Genomic DNA, 20,358 nt, shown 5'->3' with positions numbered 1-20,358 from the left:
GGGGTAGCCGGGGATAATCACGCGGCATTCGTTTTTGTCGCCCCCTCTCCATACAGGTAACCGGCCCGACCATGAGTACGATCCGCAGCATCCATGCCCGTGAAATCCTCGACAGCCGTGGCAACCCCACGCTGGAAGCCGAAGTCACCCTGGAGGACGGTTCGTTCGGTCGCGCCGCGGTTCCCTCCGGCGCATCGACCGGCACCAAGGAAGCGGTGGAGCTGCGTGACGGCGACAAGACCCGTTACCTCGGCAAGGGCGTGCGCAAGGCCGTCGACAACGTCAACGGCGCCATCGCCAACGCACTGAAGGGCTTCGAGGCCACCGACCAGGCCGGCCTGGACCGTCGCCTGATCGATCTGGATGGCACCGAGAACAAGGGCCGCCTGGGCGCCAATGCACTGCTGGGTGTTTCCATGGCCGCCGCGCATGCCGCTGCTGCCTCCAGCAAGCAGGCGCTGTGGCAGTACCTGGCCGGCAAGACCGGCGCGACCCCGTCGCTGCCGGTGCCGATGATGAACATCATCAACGGCGGCGCGCACGCCGACAACAATGTCGATTTCCAGGAGTTCATGGTGCTGCCGGTCGGCTTCACCTCGTTCTCCGAAGCGCTGCGTGCCGGCACCGAAATCTTCCATTCGCTGAAGTCGGTGCTGAAGGGCCATGGCCTGAGCACGGCGGTGGGCGACGAAGGCGGCTTCGCGCCGGACTTCCGCAGCAACGTCGAAGCGCTGGACACCATCCTCGAAGCCATCGGCAAGGCCGGCTACACTGCCGGTGAAGACGTGCTGCTGGGCCTGGACGTGGCCTCCAGCGAGTTCTTCGAGAACGGCAAGTACAACCTGGTCGGCGAGAACAAGCGCCTGACCTCCGAGCAGTTCGTCGACTTCCTCGCCGACTGGGCCGCGCAGTACCCGATCATCACCATCGAAGACGGCCTGGCCGAGAACGACTGGGCGGGCTGGAAGCTGCTGACCGATCGCATCGGCAAGAAGGTGCAGCTGGTCGGCGACGATCTGTTCGTCACCAATCCGAAGATCTTCCAGGAAGGCATCGATTCGGGCACCGCCAACGCGATCCTGATCAAGGTCAACCAGATCGGCACCCTCAGCGAAACCCTGGAAGCGATCGCCATGGCCGACCGTGCTGGTTACGCCGCCGTGGTCTCGCACCGTTCGGGTGAAACCGAAGACACCACCATCGCCGATATCTCGGTGGCCACCACCGCCACCCAGATCAAGACCGGCTCGCTGTGCCGCAGCGATCGCGTGGCCAAGTACAACCAGCTGCTGCGCATCGAGGAAGCTCTCGGTGCCGGCGCGCGTTACGCGGGTCGTGACGCGTTCGTGTCGCTGAAGCGCTGAGCCGATGCGCGACTGGCGCTGGCTGCTGCTGTTGCTGGCCCTGCTGCTGGCATGGCTGCAGTACCGTTTCTGGTTCGGCCCGGGCAATTCGGGTGAAGTGATGATGCTCGAAGCCCAGGTCGCCAACCAGGAGCGGGACAATGACGGTCTGCGGCAGCGCAACGATGCGCTTGCCGCTGAAGTGAAGGACCTCAAGGAAGGCCAGTCCGCCATCGAAGAACGCGCGCGCAGCGAGCTGGGCATGATCAAGCCTGGCGAGAAGTTCTATCGCGTCGTGGAAGATGCACCAACGCGTCCGGCGCAGCCTGCGCCGGTCACGGCCCAGGCCGGTGACCATCCGGCGGACGTGCCATGAGCGCGGCGATCTGGGTGGTGGTTCCGGCCGCAGGGCGCGGCACGCGTTTTGGTGCGCCGTTGCCCAAGCAGTACCTGCAGGCAGGCGGGCAGACCCTGCTCGCCCATACCCTGGACACGCTGCTGGCACACCCGGCCGTGGCCGGGGCGATGGTGGTGATCGGCGCGGACGATGCTGACTGGCCGGGCTGGACCGAATGGGCCGGCAAGCCGGTGCTGACCTGCACCGGTGGCGCCACCCGCGCCGCCTCGGTGCTGGCGGGGCTGCAGGCCTTGCCGGACAGCGTGCGTGCCGATGAATTCGTGCTGGTGCACGACGCGGCGCGTCCGAACCTGTCGCAGGCCGATCTTGGCCGCCTGCTGGAAGTAGGGCGTACCGACCCGGTCGGCGCCATCCTCGCCGCCCCCGTGCGCGACACCCTCAAGCGCGCCGGTGACGATGGCGGTATCGATGGCACCGAGCCGCGTGAGCGCCTGTGGCGCGCACTGACGCCGCAGCTGTTCCGTCGTCACCAGCTGATCCGCGCCTTGTCCGAAGCGGCTGCTGCCGGCGTCGACGTCACCGACGACGCCATGGCCATGGAGCGCCAGGGCCAGCGCCCGCTGCTGGTGGAAGGCAGCGAGGACAACTTCAAGGTCACCACCCCGGCCGATCTCGATCGTTTCGAATTCGTACTCTCCCGCCGCGCCGGCTGATCGCCCGCGCGGCCCTGCTGCAAGGGCTGCATCCATGAGCACCTCCCCGTTCCCGCCCGTCCGTATCGGCCAGGGCTACGACGTCCATGCCTTCGGTGAAGGCGACCACATCATGCTCGGCGGCGTTGCGGTACCGCACAGCTGCGGCGTGCTCGCGCACAGCGATGGCGACGTGATCCTGCATGCGCTGTGCGACGCCATGCTTGGCGCGATCGCGCTGGGTGACATCGGCCAGCACTTCCCGCCCAGCGACGACCGCTGGAAGGGCGCGGACAGCAGCGAGTTCGTGCGCCACTGCGACAGCCTGCTGCGCGAGCGCGGCTGGCGTGTCGGCAACACCGACATCACTGTGATCTGCGAGCGGCCCAAGGTCGGCCCGCATGCCCTGGCCATGCGTGAGCGCATCGGTGAACTGCTGCAGCTGCCGTTGGATGCGGTCAGCATCAAGGCCACCACGTCCGAGAAGCTGGGCTTCACCGGCCGCGGCGAAGGCATCGCCGCGCAGGCGGTCGTCCTGCTGGTGGCCGCATGATCCCGTTGCCGCTCGCGTTCGGCGCGCCGTTGCTGCAGGCGCGCATCCGCACCACGCCGGAAGACTTCCAGGTCGATGAGCTGCCGGCCTTCGAGGCCACCGGTGAAGGCGAGCACCTGCTGCTGCATATCCGCAAGCGCGGCGCGAACACGGTGCACGTGGCCAAGGTGCTGGCCAAGTGGGCGGGCCTGCCGGAAATGGCGGTCAGCTATGCCGGCATGAAGGATCGCAATGCGGTCACCACCCAACGCTTCAGTGTGCATCTGCCCAAGCGCGTCGCGCCGGACCTGGCCGAACTGGCCAGTGACGAGATCGAGCTGATCGAGTCCACCTGGCACAACCGCAAGCTGCAGCGCGGTGCGCTGGCGGGCAACCGCTTCAAGCTGGTGCTGCGCGATGTGCAGGGTGACGCCGCGGCAATCGACGAGCGCCTGCAGCAGATTGCCACGCGCGGCCTGCCGAACTGGTTCGGCGAGCAGCGCTTCGGTCGTGATGGTGGCAATGTGCCGGCGGCGCTGGCGATGTTCGGGGGCCGCCGCATGCGCAAGGACCAGCGTTCGCTGCTGTTGTCGGCCGCCCGTTCGGCGCTGTTCAACCGGGTGCTGGCCGCGCGCGTGGAGCAGGGCAGTTGGGACCAGCCGCTGCAGGGTGAAGTGTGGATGCTGGACGGCAGCCGCAGCGTGTTCGGTCCCGAGCCGTACAGCGACGTGCTGGCCGAGCGCCTGGCGCGCTTCGACATCCACCCCAGCGCCCCGCTGTGGGGCGAGGGTGAGCTGCGCAGCAGTGACGCCGCCCGTGAGCTGGAACTGGCGGCGCTGGATGATGATGAATCCAAGGCGCTGCGCGTAGGCCTGGAAGAGGCGCGGCTGAAGCAGGAGCGACGCGCGCTGCGGCTGCGTCCGGCGCTGCTGCAGCATCAGTGGCTGGCCGCTGACGTGCTGGAGCTGTCCTTCGCACTGCCGCCGGGCTGCTACGCCACGGCGGTCCTGCACGAACTCGGGCCAGTCGAAGACGCGTCGCAGGCCTGACAGAAAAAGGGGGGCGGAGGCGAAGAGCATCCACGCATGGCGTGGATCTACTTGCTTCCGCTCGCCCCAGTAGATCCACGCCATGCGTGGATGAATCGTCAGTAGATCCACGCCATGCGTGGATGAATCGTCAGTAGATCCACGCCATGCGTGGATGAATCCAGCCGCCAGAACGTCAGCGCCGCGCCAGCAGCACCAGCACTGCGCCGGTGCCGCCTTGCCCGGTCGGGGCGGAATGGAACGCCAGCACGTCGTTGCGCAGGCGCAGCAGCCGATCCACCAGGTTCTTCAACACGGGCGCACTGCCATCGGACTGCAGGCCCTTGCCGTGGATGATGCGCACGCAGCCGTACTCGTGGGCATGCGCCTCCAGCAGGAACTGGCGCAGCATCGCCTCGGCCTGCGCGGCAGTGGCGCCATGCAGGTCCAGTTCGTCCTGCACCGAGTACTGCCCGCGCTTCAAGCGCTGGAACAGACGTGGCGGCAGATTGTCGCGCCGATAGCTGGCAACGTCGCCGGCTTCGAGGGGAGCGTTGTCGCGCAGCAGCCGGGCGAACTCACCGGCGGCTTCTGCGTCGTCTCGCTCGGCCATGCGCGCGCGCGGCTTGGGGCGCGGCGCGGCAGGCGCGGGCTCCACTTCCTTGCGCAGCGGCGTCACTTCGCCGATGGCTGCACGGAACAATGCAGCCGGATCTTCGTCTTCAGGGTGCGACATGCGCACAGGTTAAACCGGCTGCGCGGGTCTGCCTATGACCGTTTGATGCCGGCCGTGACCGTAGACAGGGTAGGACCCAGCGCCCGCTTGCGGCACAATAGTCGGCGCACTTGCGGAGCTGCCTCCTCCTTGGAGGAGACGGGTCGGCTTCGCCCACGATGCAAGGTGACGGGATCGAATTCTTGGAAAATCAAGCGGTTAAATCGAAGATGCGCATCCTGGTCAGCAATGATGACGGTGTCGACGCGGCAGGCATCCGGATGCTTGCATCCGTGCTGCGCGAGGCCGGGCACGAAGTCACGGTGGTCGCACCCGACCGCGATCGCTCCGGCGCCAGCAATTCGCTGACCCTGGATCTGCCGATCCGGCTCAAGCGCATCGACCACTACACCGTGTCGGTGGCCGGCACGCCTACCGACTGCGTGCACCTTGCGCTGACCGGCCTGCTGGAGTTCGAGCCTGACATTGTCGTGTCCGGTATCAACAATGCCGCCAATCTCGGCGATGACGTGATCTATTCCGGCACCGTCTCGGCGGCGATGGAAGGTCGTTTCCTCGGCCTGCCCGCAGTCGCGGTGTCCTTGGTGACCCGCAACCACGACCCGAAGCATTTCGAGACGGCGGCGCGTGCCGCAGTGGAGATCGTTGCCCGCCTCAAGGCCGATCCGCTGCCGGCCGACACCATCCTCAACGTCAATGTGCCGGACCTGCCGTGGAGCGAGGTCAAGGGCTTCGAAGTCACCCGCCTGGGCAACCGCCATCGCGCCGAAGGCTGCATCGCGCAGAAAGACCCGCGCGGCAACGAGGTGTACTGGATCGGTCCGGCCGGCCGCGAGCAGGACTCCGGCCCGGGCACCGATTTCCATGCGGTGCGCACCGGCCACATTTCGATCACCCCGATCCAGGTTGACCTGACCCGCTACCAGGCGCTGGAAAAGGTCGCCAGCTGGGTCGGCGGCCTTACCGCTGCGCTGGACCAGCCGGCATGAGCCCACGCCTGCGCCTGCAGCCGGAAGCGGTCGGCATCGGCATGACCTCGCAGCGCGTGCGTGACCGTCTGGTCGACCGCCTGCGCGAGGCCGGCATCGTCGACGAGTCGACGCTGAACGCGATCCGGGTGGTGCCACGTCATCTGTTCATCGACGAGGCCCTGGCCTCGCGCGCGTATGAAGACACCGCGCTGCCGATCGGCCACGGCCAGACCATTTCGCAGCCGTGGGTGGTCGCGCGGATGACCGAGGCCGTGCTGCAGGTGGCACCCAAGAAGGTGCTCGAAGTGGGCACCGGTTCTGGCTACCAGGCGGCGGTGCTTGGTGCGCTGGGGCTGGAGGTCTATACCGTCGAGCGCATCGGTGACCTGCTGCGGCAGGCGCGCAAGCGTTTCCGCGCGCTGGGCATGAACATCCGCACCAAGCACGACGACGGCCGCGTTGGCTGGGCCGAGCATGGCCCGTTCGACGCCATCGTGGTCACCGCCGCCGCACCGGCGCTGGTTGATGCCCTGGTCGAGCAGCTGGCCGAAGGGGGCCGCCTGGTCGCCCCGGTCGGTGGCGCGGGCGCACAGTCGCTGGTGCAGCTTGACCGCAAGGACGACGGCAGCATCGAACAACGCGTGCTGGCGCCGGTCACCTTCGTGCCGCTGCTGTCTGGCATGCTCGATTGAATCCACGGAGCAGGGTTGCATGAAGATTTTCGGACCGCTGTACGAGCGGGCGATGAAGTGGGCCGCGCACGAGCGCGCGCCGACCTATCTGATGGTGCTGAGCTTTTTCGAAGCCATCATCTTCCCGGTGATGCCGGAAGTGATGCTGGCGCCGATGTGCGTGGCCCAGCCCAAGCGCGGCTGGTGGTTCGCCACCCTCAGCCTGGCCGGCTCGATGGTTGGCGCGGTGGTCGGTTACGCGCTGGGCCACTACGCGTTCGAGGCGGTCAAGCCGCTGTTCGAGGCGCTGGGCATGCTGCCGGCGATCGAGCAGGGCATTGCTACCGTGCAGGCCAAGATGGTGGAGTCGCCGTGGGCGGTGTTCACCTTCCTAGTGCTGGGTGGCTTCATGCCGATTCCGATGAAGGTCTTCACGTGGGCATCGGGTATCGTCGGTGTGCCGATGCCGCAGTACCTGTTGAGCATGTTGATCGGTCGTGGCAAGCGCGTGTTCGTGCTGGCCGCGGTCATCCGTATCGGTGGTGCGCGCGCCGAAGCAGTGCTGCGCCGATGGATTGAACCGCTGGGCTGGATCGCCACCGCGTTGGTGGTGGTGCTGATCGCCTGGCTTGTATGGAGGTCGAAGTTCGCATGAGTGCAGATCGTCTGAGCAAGGGAGTGCGCATCGGCGCACTGGCGTTGCTGGTATCCACCCTGGCCGCCTGTGGCACCGCCACCGTGGTCCGGCCCAGTGGCAGTGGCGGCAGTGGCGTCAGCACGCCGAAGACGTCGGTGCCCAAGCCGGGGCAGAACGTGGTCGTGCGCAAGGGCGACACCATCTATGCGCTGGCACGCATCCACGACATCACCCCGGCCGACCTGATCGCCTGGAACAACCTGGACAATCCGTCGACCATTTACCCGGGGCAGGTGATCCGCCTGTATCCGGCTGGCTCCGGCGGCGGCCGTGCGCCGACCACCGTGGTCACCGCACCGCGTCCGGGTGGCAGCACGTCCGGCGGCAGTACCGCGCCGACGCCGGGTCCGGCCGGTCCGGTCAAGAGCAACATCGCCTGGCGCTGGCCGGCCGATGGCGCAGTCGTGGGCCGCTACGTGGCCGGCGACGCGACCAAGCAGGGTGTGGACATCGCCGGCACCAGCGGCGCACCGGTGAAAGCCACCGCTAATGGCGTTGTGGTGTATTCCGGCGCCGGTCTGGTCGGCTATGGCGAGCTGATCATCATCAAGCACAGCGACCAGTGGCTGTCGGCCTATGGCCACAACCGCAAGCGCCTGGTCAATGAAGGGCAGAGCGTGAAGGCCGGCGAGCAGATCGCCGAGATGGGCCGTACCGGTGCCAACCGGGACATGCTGCACTTCGAGATCCGCTACAACGGCAAGCCGGTCGACCCGCAGCAGTATCTGCCGGCGAAGTAATCGGACATTCGCCTTCCGGGCGGATCCCCGGCCCGGCGCAGCGCGCCGGGCCATGCCCGGCATGCTGATCTGTAGAGCCGAGCCAATGCTCGGCTGCCTTTCCGTCGCTGCACGGCGCCGCGCGAGCATCGGCTCGGGCGCTGCGAATGGGGCGTGATCGATGCGAGCGCCGGGCCATGCCCGGCGGCTTCAGACCTCAGCCTTCCAGAATGAAGGCGGCCGCTACCTTGCGGCCTTCGCCGGCAAGGATGTTGAAGGTGCGCGCGGCAGCCGGATTGTTCATTACTTCCAGGCCGATACCACGCGACAGGCAGGCGGCCATCACAACCGCCGGCGGGAACGCCTGGCGCTCGCCGGTGCCGAGCAGTATCAACGCCGGCTTCAGTGCCAGGATCGGCTCCAGGTCCGCAACCTGCAGCGTCGTGACGTCGGTCACCGGCCACAGCTCGACCAGCTGATCTGGCGTCAGGAAGAAGCTGCGGCCCAGAACGCGATCATTCACCCGTGCCGAGCGACCGTCAGCGGCGCGCAGGCTGTAGGCGTAGTCGGGCAGTTCGTGGTTCAGCTGCATGGCAGGGACCGATCAGCCGCGCGGCAGCACGATCTGGCGGTGTTCCTTGCTCGGGCGATACAGGACGGCCACATGGCCGATACGCTGCACCAGCGCACTGTCGGTGGCCTGCACGATCTCGCCGATCATCACGTCGCGGGCGTCACGGTCTTCGGCGGCAACCTTCACCTTGACCAGTTCGTGGCGCTCCAGCACTTCGTTCAGCTCGGTCAGGAAGGCCGGTGTGACGCCCTTGCCGCCGGTCTGCAGCAGGGCCTTCAGGTCGTGGGCTTGGCCGCGCAGGAAACGGGTCTGGGAAGGGGTCAAGGCAGTGGGCATGCAGAAAACACGGTTGAATGGGACGATCAGGGTATCATGGCGACCCCCTCAGCCCCTATTTACAATGGCTACCCGCAGCAAAAGCAGCCAGCGCTGGCTCAAGGAACACTTCTCCGACCCCTTCGTGAAGAAGGCGCAGGCCGAAGGCATGCGCTCCCGTGCGGCCTACAAGCTTGAAGAGCTGCTCGAACGTGACCGGCTGCTGAAGCCGCATATGGTGGTGGTTGACCTTGGCGCGGCACCGGGCGGCTGGTCTCAGCAGGTTCGGAGACAGATCGGCGATACCGGCCGCGTGCTTGCCCTGGACATCCTGGACATGCCGCCGCTGGCCGGTGTGGAGTTCCTTCATGGTGACTTCAGGGAAGAAACCGTCCTATCGGAGTTTGAAGCCATGCTCGGGGATCAGCCGGTAGACCTTGTGCTGTCGGACATGGCCCCCAATAAGAGTGGTGTGGGCGCGGTCGACCAGCCGCGGATGATGCACCTGGCGGAGCTGGCCATGGATTTTGCCGACAACCACCTCAAGACCGGTGGGGCATTCCTGATCAAGCTGTTCCAGGGCGAAGGCTTTGACGACTACGTGCGTGATATGCGCCGCCGGTACGACAAGGTCTCCATCCGCAAGCCGGAAGCCTCGCGCAAGCGCTCTCCCGAGGTGTATGCCTTGGGTCAGGGAAAACGCGCCCACATGAAGTAAGCTCGACCCCGTAAGTTCGACCCCAACGCAACGCCAGCACTAAGAGGAACACCGGAGCCAATGAGGATGAACGACTTGACCAAGAACCTCCTGCTATGGGTGGTCGTCGCCGTCGTGCTGATGGTGGTCTTCCAGAGCTTCTCGCCCAAGACCTCGGGGGCCGGGGCGCAGGGCGCTTCGTACTCGCAGTTCCTGGACCAGGTGGACACCGGCAACGTGCAGAAGGTCGCCTTCGGCGGCGATACGCGCGGCGGTACCAGCCAGATCACCTACACCACCCGGGGTGGGCAGTCGTCCACCATCACCGCGCCGTTCGATCGCGACCTGATCAACGTGCTGCGCACCAAGAATGTCGAGATCGTGCAGGAAGAGCCGTCCAGCGGCATCTCCCTCGGCGCGATCCTGATGAATTTCCTGCCGGTCATCCTGATCATCGGCTTCTGGTTGTTCATCATGCGGCAGATGCAGGGCGGTGGCGGCGGCGCCAAGGGCGCGATGTCCTTCGGCAAGTCGCGCGCCAAGCTGCAGGGCGAAGACCAGATCAAGGTCACCTTCGCCGACGTTGCCGGCTGCGACGAGGCCAAGGAAGAAGTCGGCGAACTGGTCGACTTCCTGCGTGACCCGTCCAAGTTCACCAAGCTCGGCGGCAAGATTCCGCGCGGCGTGCTGATGGTCGGCCCGCCGGGTACCGGCAAGACGCTGCTGGCCAAGGCCATCGCCGGCGAAGCCAAGGTGCCGTTCTTCTCCATCTCCGGTTCGGACTTCGTGGAAATGTTCGTCGGCGTCGGCGCCAGCCGTGTGCGCGACATGTTCGAGCAGGCCAAGAAGCACGCGCCGTGCATCATCTTCATCGATGAAATCGACGCCGTCGGCCGTCACCGTGGTGCCGGCCTGGGCGGCGGCCATGACGAGCGCGAGCAGACCCTGAACCAGCTGCTGGTCGAAATGGACGGTTTTGAAGGCGGCGAAGGCGTGATCGTGATCGCAGCCACCAACCGTCCGGACGTGCTGGACCCGGCGCTGCTGCGTCCGGGCCGCTTCGACCGCCAGGTGGTGGTCGGTCTGCCGGACGTGAAGGGCCGCGAGCACATCCTCAAGGTGCATATGCGCAAGCTGCCGCTGGCCGACGACGTCGTGCCGATGGTGATCGCGCGTGGTACTCCGGGCTTCTCCGGTGCCGACCTGGCCAACCTCTGCAACGAGGCCGCCCTGTTCGCCGCCCGTGGCAACGAGAAGGAGGTCCGCATGGACCACTTCGATCGTGCCCGCGACAAGATCCTGATGGGCGCCGAGCGCCGCTCGATGGCCATGAGCGAGGAGGAGAAGACCCTCACCGCCTACCACGAAGCCGGTCACGCCATCGTCGGCCGCTTGGTGCCCGAGCACGATCCGGTCTACAAGGTCACCATCATTCCGCGCGGCCGTGCGCTGGGTGTGACCATGTACCTGCCGGAAGGCGACAAGTACTCGATCAACCGCGTGGCGATCAACTCGCAGTTGTGCTCGCTGTATGGCGGTCGTGTCGCCGAAGAGCTGATCTTCGGGCCGGACAAGGTCACCACCGGTGCGTCCAACGACATTGAGCGCGCCACCAAGATGGCCCGCAACATGGTCACCAAGTGGGGCCTGTCGGAGACCCTTGGCCCGATCGCCTACGGTGAAGAGGACGATGAAGTGTTCCTCGGCCGTTCGGTCACCCAGCACAAGAGCGTGTCCAACGACACGGCGCGCCGCATCGATGAGGAAGTGCGCAGCATCCTGGACAAGGCCTATGCCCGGACCACCGAACTGCTGACCGCCAACGTCGACAAGCTGCATGCGATGACCCAGTTGCTGCTGCAGTACGAAACCATCGACGCGCCGCAGATCGACGCCATCATGGAAGGCCGCGATCCGCCGCCGCCGATGGGTTGGACCAAGTCGAGCAAGGACGATGGCGGCAATGACAAGGGTGGCGACGCCCGTCCGCTGCCGCCGATCGCCGGTCCGGCCGAATCGATCTGACGGCCTGCCGTGCGCAATGCAAGACGAGGCCGGGGCAACCCGGCCTTGTTGTTTCCGGGCCCTGGCCCATCCGATCCCGACAGTCCGCTGGAGTCCGCATGTCCGCCCCCAAGCCTGAACCGATTTCCCACACTGCCGAGATGGTGATCGCCACCGTGGTCGGCGTCGCTGTTGGCCTGACCGTGGACAATCTGCTGCTGGGCTGTGGCGTGGGTATCGCAGTGGGCATCCTGCTGAGCATCATCAAGACGCTGTACGTGGACCGGAAGCGCCGTCGCAGGTAGGGTTCTGCGGCAGGGCTGCGCCCTGCACCTGCAGAGGCGGTAGTGCCGGCCGCTGGCCGGCAACCTCAACAGCAACGGCAACAGCTGGGCTTCCTGGGGATGGCGGGGCGGTGTCGGATTGCGGGGACGCCGTAAACCCCCAGACCTGCCCAGCCGCTGGCGGCTGTGCGTTCGGGCGCTTGCGAAGCAGTGCTTCGCAAGCAAAGCGCCCTCACCCATGGAGGCTTGGCAGCCGCATCCATGCGGCTGACACCCCGCAATCCGACACCGCCCCGCCTTCGACAATTTCCCGCTGCTGTTGGGCTGCTTTTGGTAGGTGTCGACCTTGGTCGACACGTAGATCCACGCCATGCGTGGATGCTCTTCGTTCAATTGTCGAGATGTTCGATTCCGCTGGAGATTCATCCACGCATGGCGTGGATCTACTGGCCGCCGGAAAACGGTCGAAGGCGGGGTGGGTCCGGTTGCGGGGGTGTCCGCGGCATGGATGCCGCGGCCAAGCCTCCATGGGTGAGGGCGCTTTGCTTGCGAAGCACTGCTTCGCAAGCGCCCGAACGCACAGCCGCCAGCGGCTGGGCAGGTCTGGGGGTTCACGGCGTCCCCCACAACCGGACCCACCCCGCCATCCCACGAAAACCCGCTGTTGCTGTTGCTCCAGACCTGGCCTCTGCGGGTGCAGGGCGCAGCCCTGCCGCCGTAAACTACCCTTCGTTGCCCGCAGGATCTGCCATGTTCGATATCTCTCCCCAGCTCGATTGCGCCGGCCGCATCCTGCGCCTGGACCGTGCTCGGGTCATGGGGATCGTCAACGTCACCCCGGATTCGTTCTCCGACGGCGGTGCCCATGACACCACCGAAGCGGCGGTCGCGCACGGCCTGAAGCTGGTGGAGGAGGGCGCCGACCTGCTCGATATCGGCGGCGAATCCACCCGCCCGGGCGCGGCGCCGGTGTCGATCGACGAAGAGCTGCGTCGTGTCGTTCCGGTCATCGAGCAGCTGGCTGCGCGCACGCCGGTGCCGATCAGCATCGACACCTTCAAGCCGGAGGTGATGCGTGCCGCAGTGGCTGCAGGGGCCGGGATGATCAACGACATCTTCGGCCTGCGCCAGGATGGCGCGTTGGAGGCCGCGGCAGACACTGGCGTGCCAGTGGTGCTGATGCACATGCAGGGCGAGCCGGGCCACATGCAGGCCGACCCGCAGTACGACGATGTCGTCACCGAGGTGCATGGCTTCCTGGTGCAGCGCTTGTTCGCCGCCGAGATGGCCGGCATCGCCAAGAAGAATCTGCTGATCGATCTTGGCTTCGGCTTCGGCAAGAGCACCGCGCACAACATCACCCTGCTGGCCCGCTCCGAGCGCTTTCTCGAGCTGGGCGTGCCGATGCTGGCCGGGCTGTCGCGCAAGCGCAGCCTGGGCGAGCTGACCGGTCGCGAGTCACCGGCCGAGCGCGTCGCTGCGTCCGTGGCCGCACACCTCATCGCCGTGCAGCGCGGTGCCCGTATCGTGCGAGTGCACGACGTTGCAGCTACGGTCGATGCCTTGAAGGTCTGGCAGGCGGTCGACGCGGTGCCTGCTGTTCGGGTAGATGCCAAACCGACCCTCCGCTGGCCGGACGAAGACTGATGGCAGTGGATCAGCGGCCGCTGGCGATCGCCGTGATGGGCCCGACCGCCAGCGGCAAGACCGCGACCGCGATCGCGCTGGCGCAGCAGCTGGATGGTGAAATCGTCAGCGTCGATTCGGCGCTGGTCTATCGCGGGCTGGATATCGGTTCAGCCAAGCCTGATGCCGGCGAACGCGCGCAGGCAGCGCACCACCTGCTGGACCTGCGCGATCCCTGGCAGACCTATTCGGCCGCCGAGTTCGCCGCCGATGCCGGCCGCGTGGTGGCCGACATCGTCGCCCGGGGCAAGACGCCGATCCTGGCCGGCGGCACGGGCCTGTACTTCCGTGCGCTGCTGCAGGGGCTGTCGCCGATGCCGGAAGCAGACCCGGCGATGCGCGACGTGCTGAGCGCCGAGGCTGCCGAGCGTGGCTGGGCCGCCCTGCATGCCGAACTTGCCACCGTCGATCCCGCCGCCGCTGCACGCATCCATGCCACCGATCCGCAACGCATCCAGCGGGCGCTGGAGGTCTACCGCCTGACCGGCACGCCGATCAGTGAATGGCAGCGTCGCCCCGGCGTCGCCCCGTTGCCGGTGCGTACATTGAAGCTGATTCTGGCGCCGCGCGACCGCGCCGTGCTGCACAACCGCATCGAGGCGCGTTTCGACGCCATGCTCGCCCAGGGCTTTCTCGATGAAGTGCGCGCGCTGCGTGCGTTGCCGGACATGCAGGCGGTCGCCACGCCGCTGGACCTGCCAGCCGTCCGCGCGGTTGGGTATCGCCAGGCCTGGGAATACCTGGACGGCGAGGGGGACGAGGCCCGCTTCCGTGACAAGTCCATTTTCGCCACCCGGCAACTGGCCAAGCGCCAGCTGACCTGGCTGCGCGGCGAGCTTGATGCGCGCTGGTTCGACCCCCATATGGATAGGGAGCGCCTGGCAGGCGCGGTGTCGACCTTCGTTGCACGCTGAACCGACGCTGGCCGTGTACCATCATGGGCCGGCAAGCGGCTCGGGGGCCGCGGCAACCGCCGGCTACCAATAAGAACAATAATCAGGAGTGTGCAATGTCCAAGGGGCAATCGCTGCAGGATCCTTTCTTGAATGCACTGCGGCGCGAACGCGTGCCGGTTTCGGTGTACCTGGTCAACGGCATCAAGCTGCAGGGCACGATCGAATCGTTCGATCAGTTCGTGGTCCTGCTGCGCAACACCGTCAGCCAGATGGTCTACAAGCACGCCATTTCCACCGTGGTGCCGGCGCGCAACGTCAAGGTCGGCCCGGGTGGTGGGTACGTGCAATCAGGTGAGGATGGTCAGGCGGGTGATGAAGCAGACGAATGATGTTGGAGCGGTGAATGTTTGACCGCTCGAAAAAGGGCGAACACGCCCTGTTGATCCAGCCGCATTTCGGCAAGCTGGAAGACGATGTGCTGGAAGAATTCGGTGATCTGGCCCGCTCGGCTGGGGCCAGCATCGCGGTGACCATCACCGCGCGCCTGGATCGTCCCAATCCATCGACCCTGCTCGGCAGCGGCAAGCTGGATGAGATCAAGGCCGCCGCCGAAGCAACCGGCGCAGACCTGATCCTGGTCAACCACGCGTTGAGCCCGGGCCAGGAACGCAATCTGGAACGTTTCCTGGAGCGTCGGGTGATCGACCGTACCGGTCTGATCCTGGACATCTTTGCCCAGCGTGCGCGCAGCCATGAAGGCAAACTGCAGGTCGAGCTGGCCCAGCTGCGCCATATGGCGACGCGCCTGGTGCGTGGCTGGACCCATCTGGAGCGCCAGCGTGGTGGTTCGATCGGTCTGCGCGGCCCGGGTGAAACCCAGCTGGAAACCGATCGTCGCCTGCTGCAGAAGCGGGTTGAACAACTGCAGAAGCGGCTGGAAAAAGTCGAAGTACAGCGCACCCAGATGCGCCGTGCGCGTGTGCGCAGCGAATTGCCGCGGGTGGCCCTGGTGGGCTACACCAATGCCGGCAAATCGACCTTGTTCAATGCGATGACCGGCGCCGAGGCCTATGCGGCTGACCAGTTGTTCGCGACCCTGGATCCGACCGTGCGCCGGATCGCCGTGCCCGGTGGCAACGTCGTGCTGGCCGATACGGTTGGTTTCGTGCGCGACCTGCCGCATGACCTGGTGGCGGCCTTCCGCTCGACCCTGTCTGAAGCGCGGGAAGCGGATTTCCTGCTGCACCTTGTCGATGCCGCCGATCCGCACCGCGAGGAGCGCATCGCCCAGGTCGACGAAGTGCTGACCGCCGTCGGTGCTGGCGACCTGCCGCAGTTGCTGGTGTTCAACAAGATCGACCGCATCGAGGGTGCCGACGTGCGTCACGATGGCCAGGACGGTGTGCCGGATGAATCGCGGCGTGAGCGGGTGTGGATTTCCGCACGCGACGGGCAGGGCATCGAGCTGTTGCAGGCCGTGCTCGGCAAGCGGTTGGGTCTGCAGCACGTCACCGGCGAGCTGCGCCTGCCGCCCAGTGCCGGCCGCCTGCGCGCGCGCCTGCACCAGCTGGAAGTGGTCCGCAGTGAACAGGCCGATGAAGAAGGCTGGCTGTTGCAGGTCGATCTTCCCATCGCCGAGGCCGAGAAGCTGGCGGCCAGCGCCGATGGCGAGCCGATCCGGGCCCTGCTGCCGGAAAAGCTGCCCGAATGGTGAGGTAGTGCCGGCCGCTGGCCGGCAGTTCCTGCGGCCCCGTGCCGCGACACCACCTTGCGATCTGCGGTACAACGTGCAGGTTCTTCACCTTTCAGCTACCCCGATGTCCTTCCCGACCGACGCCGAACTCAACGCCCAGGCCGCTGCGCTGGGCCAGCGCCTGCAGCAGGCTTCGCTGCAGCTGGTGACTGCTGAAAGCTGCAGCGGTGGCTGGATCGCCAAGTGCATGACCGACATCGCCGGTTCCTCGGCGTTCTTCGACTGCGGCATGGTGGTTTACAGCTACGAAGCGAAACAGCGCCTGCTCGGCGTGCGCGCGCAGACGCTGGAACAGTTCGGTGCGGTCAGCCGCGAAGCCGTGCTGGAGATGGTGTCCGGGGCGCTGGTCAATTCCGGCGCCGGCATCGCGGTGGCAGTGACCGGTATCGCAGGGCCGGGCGGTGGCAGCCCGGACAAGCCGGTCGGCAGTGTCTGGATCGGCTGGAAGCGACGCGGCGGCTATGCCCGTGCCGAGCTGTTCCAGTTCGACGGTGACCGTGAAGCCATCCGCCGGCAAACCGTAGCGGCGGCATTGCACGGTATCGACGCCCAGCTGTGACATGCTGCTCCGGCAATCAACCGGAGTAGGCAACGATGTGGGAGACGCTGGGCACTGTCCGTGACCTTGGTCGGCTGCAGGAAATCGCCGCCGTCCTGATCCGCTACGGCTTCGGCGATGTCGTGCGGCGCATCGGCCTGGCCACGGTACTGGAGCGTACCGGCCGCCTGCTGCACTGGAACGAGGAACGGCAGGAAATGCTGCGGATGACTGCGCCGGTACGCGTGCGCAGCGCCCTGCAGGATCTCGGGCCGACCTTCATGAAGCTGGGCCAGGTGCTCGCCACCCGCGTCGACCTGCTGCCGCCGGACTGGATCGCCGAACTCTCCGAGCTGCAGAACGCGGTCCCTGCATTGCCCTACGAGAAGATCCGCGACCAGTTGGAGGCCGACCTCGGTGCACCGCCGTCGCAGGTGTTCGCCTTCCTTGATGAAACCCCGATGGCCGCTGCTTCATTGGCCCAGGCCCATCGTGCGCGGCTGCGCGATGGCCGCGAAGTGGTGTTGAAGGTGCGTCGTCCCGGTATCCGTGACGTGGTTGAAGCCGATCTGCGATTGCTGGCACGGCTGGCCGAGATCGTCGAAGCCCGCCTGCCGGATCTGCGCCGCTACCGGCCCGCCGAGGTGGTGCAGCAGTTCACCGTGTCGCTGCGGCGCGAGCTGGATTTCGCCGCGGAGTGCCGCAATGCCGAGCGCATCGCACGCAACTTCGAAGGGCGGGACGATATCCTGATTCCGGCGGTGCACTGGCAATGGACCTGCGAAAGCCTGAACGTGCAGGACTTCGTCGACGGCATTGCGGGACGTGATCTGGCCGGTGTCGATGCGGCCGGACTCGACCGCCGTGAACTGGCCCGGCGTGGTGCCGACATCGTATTGAAGATGGTGCTGGAGGACGGCAGTTTCCACGCCGATCCGCACCCGGGCAACATCATCTACCTGCGTGACGGCCGCATCGGTGTGATCGATTTCGGCATGGTCGGCGCCTTGTCGGAGGTGCGCCGCTTCCAGGTCGCGCAGCTGCTGCATGGTCTGGTGGAACAGGACCCGCAGGGCGTGGCCGATGTGCTGCTGGACTGGGCGGGTGGCGTGGAAGTGGACGAGAACCGGTTGCAGCACGACATCAGCCTGTTCGTCGACCAGTACCGTGGCGTGCCGCTGAAGGACCTGCGGATCGGCCTGATGCTGGGCGACATCACCCAGCTGCTGCGCAGCTACAACCTGACCCTGCCGGCGGATCTGGCATTGATGATCAAGGCCTTCCTGACCCTGGAGGGCATGGGCCGCCAGCTCGACCCGGACTTCGACATGGCCAGCTCAGCACGCCCGTTCCTGGAGCGGGTGGTACTGCAGCGCTATGCGCCGCGGGCGCTGTTCAAGCGTGGCCGGCGCAGTCTGCTGGGCATGATCGACTTTGCCGGTGAACTGCCGCGGGATCTGCGCAAGCTGGTGCAGGCTGCGCGCCGGGGCCGCCTGCAGCTGAAGGTCGAGACCAGCGCGCTGCAGGGCTTCGGCGACCAGGTCAATCGCGCCGCGAACCGGATGGTGATGGGCATCGTCACTGCGGCCCTGATCATCGGTTCTTCGATCGTGATGCACAGCGTAGGCGGCGTCTCCAGCCGTTGGCTGCTGGCGCTGGGCGTGTGCGGTTTCATCGGCGCAGGGTTCTGCGGGGTGTGGATCCTGTTCTCGATCTGGAGAAGCGGCAAGCACACGTAGTGCGCTTGCCGCGGTGATTCCCGCCGGGAACCGCGGAGTCGCGCAGCGATTCCTGTAGAGCCGACCGCTGGTCGGCTGCTTTCGCTTCTGCCACCCCCGACCCGTCACGCCGCATTCCCGGTAGCGCCGGGCCATGCCCGGCGGTATTCGCGCTTCCCGCAATCGCCCCCGGCACTTGCAGTCCCGGATGTTAGTAGTAATACTACTAACCATGGACCTGACCGACACCCAGCAGGCGATCCTGCAGTTGATCGCCGAGCGTATCGAGAGCGAAGGGGCGCCCCCTTCGCAGACTGAAATCGCACGTGCCTTCGGCTTCAAGGGGGTGCGAGCAGCGCAGTACCACCTGGAGGCGCTGGAGCAGGCCGGGGCGATCCGCCGCGTACCGGGCCAGGCACGCGGCATCCGCTTGGTGCAGGCACCACCGGTGGAGAAGGTTGCCGAGCCGGGCCTGCCCGACAGCGTCCTGCGCCTGCCGATCCTGGGACGGGTCGCGGCGGGTCTGCCGATCGGCGCCGACATCGGCTCGGATGATTTCGTGGTGCTGGACCGGGTGTTCTTCTCGCCGGCGCCGGACTACCTGCTGAAGGTGCAGGGCGACTCGATGATCGACGAAGGCATCTTCGATGGCGACCTGATCGGTGTGCACCGCACCCGTGACGCCCATTCGGGGCAGATCGTGGTGGCCCGCATCGATGACGAGATCACCGTCAAGCTGTTGAAGATCGCCAAGGACCGGATCCGGTTGCTGCCGCGCAATCCCGATTACAAACCGATCGACGTGCTTCCTGACCAGGATTTCTCGATCGAGGGCCTGTACTGCGGGCTGCTGCGACCGAACCGTTGACGATTCACCCTGCAATTCCCGCGGTCTTTTGTGGCGATTCTCTGGTTCTGCTGAGGTTGGTACGGATGTCCGATAATTTTTTTCCGAACGCCGGGCAGAATCTCAGCCTGTGCGATACGCCAGCCTTAAAGTGAACCCATGGCCAAGAAGACTTCCAAAGACAGCACCTCCAACGACGTGACCTCTGCAAGGACCAATCCGATGGACGAGAACAAGAAGCGCGCCCTCGCTGCAGCTCTGGGCCAGATCGAAAAGCAGTTCGGCAAGGGCTCGGTGATGCGCATGGGCGACCGTGTGGTCGAGCCCGTCGAGGCGATTCCGACCGGTTCTCTGATGCTGGATATCGCACTGGGCATTGGTGGCCTGCCCAAGGGCCGCGTGGTTGAAATCTACGGACCGGAATCCTCCGGCAAGACCACGTTGACCCTGCAGGCCATTGCCGAGTGCCAGAAGCTGGGCGGTACGGCCGCCTTCATCGATGCCGAGCACGCGCTGGACCCGATCTACGCAGGCAAACTGGGCGTCAACGTTGACGATCTGCTGCTGTCGCAGCCGGATACCGGTGAGCAGGCGCTTGAAATCGCCGACATGCTGGTCCGCTCCGGCTCGGTCGACATCCTGGTGGTCGACTCGGTGGCCGCATTGACCCCGAAGGCTGAAATCGAAGGCGAGATGGGCGACCAGCTGCCAGGTCTGCAGGCCCGTCTGATGAGCCAGGCACTGCGCAAGCTGACCGGCAACATCAAGCGTTCCAATACGCTGGTGGTATTCATCAACCAGCTGCGTCACAAGATCGGCGTGATGATGCCGGGCCAGAGCCCGGAAGTGACCACCGGCGGCAACGCGCTGAAGTTCTACGCTTCGGTGCGCCTGGACATTCGTCGTATCGGTGCGATCAAGAAGGGCGACGAGATCATCGGCAACCAGACCAAGATCAAGGTCGTCAAGAACAAGCTGGCTCCGCCGTTCAAGCAGGTCATCACCGAGATCCTGTACGGCGAGGGCATCAGCCGTGAAGGCGAACTGATCGATATGGGCGTGGAGGCCAAGCTGGTCGAGAAGGCCGGTGCCTGGTACAGCTACGGTGAAGAGCGCATCGGCCAGGGCAAGGACAACGCCCGTGGCTATCTGCGCGACAACCCGCAGGTTGCGGCCAAGCTCGAGGCCGAGCTGCGCGAAAAGTTCCAGCCGACCGAAGCCGTCCGTGAGGAAGGCGAAGACGAAGGCGACGACGAGTAAGGCTTGCTGTGGGGCAGGGCGGCGCCGTCAGTGACGTCG

At 66.1% G+C, this 20,358-nt stretch carries 23 protein-coding genes; 20 read left to right on the top strand and 3 right to left on the bottom strand.

Going from position 1 to position 20,358, the window contains the following annotated elements; genetic code table 11:
* Positions 1–71: 71 nt before the first annotated feature.
* Genes eno through truD form a run of 5 tightly spaced genes read left to right on the top strand, consistent with a single transcriptional unit; the run spans position 72 to position 3,974 of the window.
* Complete coding sequence (eno, locus tag HFK18_RS19945; protein ID WP_176021100.1) at positions 72–1,364, top strand: phosphopyruvate hydratase; 1,293 nt, start codon at positions 72–74, stop codon at positions 1,362–1,364.
* A 4-nt stretch (positions 1,365–1,368) separates the two neighbouring features.
* Positions 1,369–1,719, top strand: coding sequence for a cell division protein FtsB (ftsB, locus tag HFK18_RS19940; protein WP_180167586.1), 351 nt, complete (start codon positions 1,369–1,371; stop codon positions 1,717–1,719).
* Positions 1,716–2,414, top strand: a complete 699-nt coding sequence (ispD, locus tag HFK18_RS19935; RefSeq protein ID WP_100464707.1) for a 2-C-methyl-D-erythritol 4-phosphate cytidylyltransferase — start codon at positions 1,716–1,718, stop codon at positions 2,412–2,414. Before ftsB ends, ispD begins: the two co-directional genes overlap by 4 nt.
* A 34-nt stretch (positions 2,415–2,448) precedes the next feature.
* Positions 2,449–2,946 (top strand): 2-C-methyl-D-erythritol 2,4-cyclodiphosphate synthase, encoded by a 498-nt coding sequence (ispF, locus tag HFK18_RS19930; protein ID WP_180167585.1) that lies wholly within the window; start codon positions 2,449–2,451, stop codon positions 2,944–2,946.
* A complete protein-coding gene (gene truD / locus HFK18_RS19925) occupies positions 2,943–3,974 on the top strand; it encodes a tRNA pseudouridine(13) synthase TruD (RefSeq protein WP_180167584.1) in 1,032 nt (343 codons plus the stop codon). The genes ispF and truD overlap by 4 nt, the downstream gene beginning before the upstream one ends.
* 175 nt (positions 3,975–4,149) lie before the next feature.
* Here truD and HFK18_RS19920 read toward each other — a convergent pair whose 3' ends face one another.
* Positions 4,150–4,689 (bottom strand): Smr/MutS family protein, encoded by a 540-nt coding sequence (locus tag HFK18_RS19920; protein ID WP_099820096.1) that lies wholly within the window; start codon positions 4,687–4,689, stop codon positions 4,150–4,152.
* 209 nt (positions 4,690–4,898) lie between these two features.
* Between HFK18_RS19920 and surE the strand changes: the two genes are divergently transcribed.
* Genes surE through HFK18_RS19900 form a run of 4 tightly spaced genes read left to right on the top strand, consistent with a single transcriptional unit; the run spans position 4,899 to position 7,768 of the window.
* Positions 4,899–5,678: a 5'/3'-nucleotidase SurE gene (gene surE, locus HFK18_RS19915; protein WP_089240247.1), complete on the top strand. Its 780-nt coding sequence runs from the start codon at positions 4,899–4,901 to the stop codon at positions 5,676–5,678.
* Entirely contained in the window at positions 5,675–6,352 is a 678-nt protein-coding gene (locus tag HFK18_RS19910; protein ID WP_089240249.1) for a protein-L-isoaspartate(D-aspartate) O-methyltransferase, read from the top strand. Before surE ends, HFK18_RS19910 begins: the two co-directional genes overlap by 4 nt.
* Positions 6,353–6,371: 19 nt before the next feature.
* Positions 6,372–6,986: a DedA family protein gene (locus HFK18_RS19905; RefSeq protein WP_180167583.1), complete on the top strand. Its 615-nt coding sequence runs from the start codon at positions 6,372–6,374 to the stop codon at positions 6,984–6,986.
* Positions 6,983–7,768, top strand: a complete 786-nt coding sequence (locus HFK18_RS19900) for a peptidoglycan DD-metalloendopeptidase family protein (protein ID WP_100552141.1) — start codon at positions 6,983–6,985, stop codon at positions 7,766–7,768. Before HFK18_RS19905 ends, HFK18_RS19900 begins: the two co-directional genes overlap by 4 nt.
* 196 nt (positions 7,769–7,964) lie before the next feature.
* Here HFK18_RS19900 and HFK18_RS19895 read toward each other — a convergent pair whose 3' ends face one another.
* Both HFK18_RS19895 and yhbY read right to left on the bottom strand, forming a co-directional pair.
* Positions 7,965–8,339 (bottom strand): Mth938-like domain-containing protein, encoded by a 375-nt coding sequence (locus tag HFK18_RS19895; protein WP_180167582.1) that lies wholly within the window; start codon positions 8,337–8,339, stop codon positions 7,965–7,967.
* 12 nt (positions 8,340–8,351) lie between these two features.
* Positions 8,352–8,657: a ribosome assembly RNA-binding protein YhbY gene (yhbY, locus tag HFK18_RS19890; protein ID WP_025878910.1), complete on the bottom strand. Its 306-nt coding sequence runs from the start codon at positions 8,655–8,657 to the stop codon at positions 8,352–8,354.
* A gap of 64 nt (positions 8,658–8,721) precedes the next feature.
* Between yhbY and rlmE the strand changes: the two genes are divergently transcribed.
* The 11 genes from rlmE (at position 8,722) to recA (ending at position 20,319) form a co-directional block, all read left to right on the top strand.
* A complete protein-coding gene (gene rlmE, locus HFK18_RS19885) occupies positions 8,722–9,354 on the top strand; it encodes a 23S rRNA (uridine(2552)-2'-O)-methyltransferase RlmE (RefSeq protein WP_100552143.1) in 633 nt (210 codons plus the stop codon).
* A gap of 66 nt (positions 9,355–9,420) precedes the next feature.
* Positions 9,421–11,358 carry an ATP-dependent zinc metalloprotease FtsH gene (ftsH, locus tag HFK18_RS19880; protein ID WP_162292006.1) on the top strand — a complete coding sequence of 646 codons (1,938 nt, stop codon included), beginning with the start codon at positions 9,421–9,423 and terminating at the stop codon, positions 11,356–11,358.
* Between the two features lie 98 nt (positions 11,359–11,456).
* Positions 11,457–11,642 (top strand): hypothetical protein, encoded by a 186-nt coding sequence (locus HFK18_RS19875; RefSeq protein ID WP_176021091.1) that lies wholly within the window; start codon positions 11,457–11,459, stop codon positions 11,640–11,642.
* A gap of 729 nt (positions 11,643–12,371) precedes the next feature.
* Positions 12,372–13,268, top strand: coding sequence for a dihydropteroate synthase (folP, locus tag HFK18_RS19870; protein WP_180167581.1), 897 nt, complete (start codon positions 12,372–12,374; stop codon positions 13,266–13,268).
* A complete protein-coding gene (gene miaA / locus HFK18_RS19865) occupies positions 13,268–14,221 on the top strand; it encodes a tRNA (adenosine(37)-N6)-dimethylallyltransferase MiaA (protein WP_180167580.1) in 954 nt (317 codons plus the stop codon). Before folP ends, miaA begins: the two co-directional genes overlap by 1 nt.
* Positions 14,222–14,316: 95 nt before the next feature.
* Positions 14,317–14,592 carry an RNA chaperone Hfq gene (gene hfq / locus HFK18_RS19860; protein ID WP_025878916.1) on the top strand — a complete coding sequence of 92 codons (276 nt, stop codon included), beginning with the start codon at positions 14,317–14,319 and terminating at the stop codon, positions 14,590–14,592.
* A 14-nt stretch (positions 14,593–14,606) separates the two neighbouring features.
* Complete coding sequence (gene hflX, locus HFK18_RS19855) at positions 14,607–15,917, top strand: ribosome rescue GTPase HflX (RefSeq protein ID WP_089240267.1); 1,311 nt, start codon at positions 14,607–14,609, stop codon at positions 15,915–15,917.
* Positions 15,918–16,020: 103 nt separating this feature from the next.
* Positions 16,021–16,515 carry a nicotinamide-nucleotide amidohydrolase family protein gene (locus HFK18_RS19850; protein ID WP_088101362.1) on the top strand — a complete coding sequence of 165 codons (495 nt, stop codon included), beginning with the start codon at positions 16,021–16,023 and terminating at the stop codon, positions 16,513–16,515.
* A gap of 35 nt (positions 16,516–16,550) precedes the next feature.
* Positions 16,551–18,233, top strand: a complete 1,683-nt coding sequence (gene ubiB / locus HFK18_RS19845) for a 2-polyprenylphenol 6-hydroxylase (RefSeq protein ID WP_180167579.1) — start codon at positions 16,551–16,553, stop codon at positions 18,231–18,233.
* 211 nt (positions 18,234–18,444) lie between these two features.
* Positions 18,445–19,080, top strand: a complete 636-nt coding sequence (lexA, locus tag HFK18_RS19840; RefSeq protein WP_089240271.1) for a transcriptional repressor LexA — start codon at positions 18,445–18,447, stop codon at positions 19,078–19,080.
* Positions 19,081–19,281: 201 nt separating this feature from the next.
* Entirely contained in the window at positions 19,282–20,319 is a 1,038-nt protein-coding gene (gene recA / locus HFK18_RS19835) for a recombinase RecA (RefSeq protein ID WP_180167630.1), read from the top strand.
* The last annotated feature ends 39 nt before the right edge of the window (positions 20,320–20,358 follow it).

This window comes from Stenotrophomonas sp. SbOxS2 (assembly GCF_013416715.1).
Classification (GTDB): domain Bacteria; phylum Pseudomonadota; class Gammaproteobacteria; order Xanthomonadales; family Xanthomonadaceae; genus Stenotrophomonas; species Stenotrophomonas lactitubi.
The sequence above is the reverse complement of the archived record's forward strand: the minus strand, read 5'-3'. Positions and strand labels throughout refer to the sequence as shown.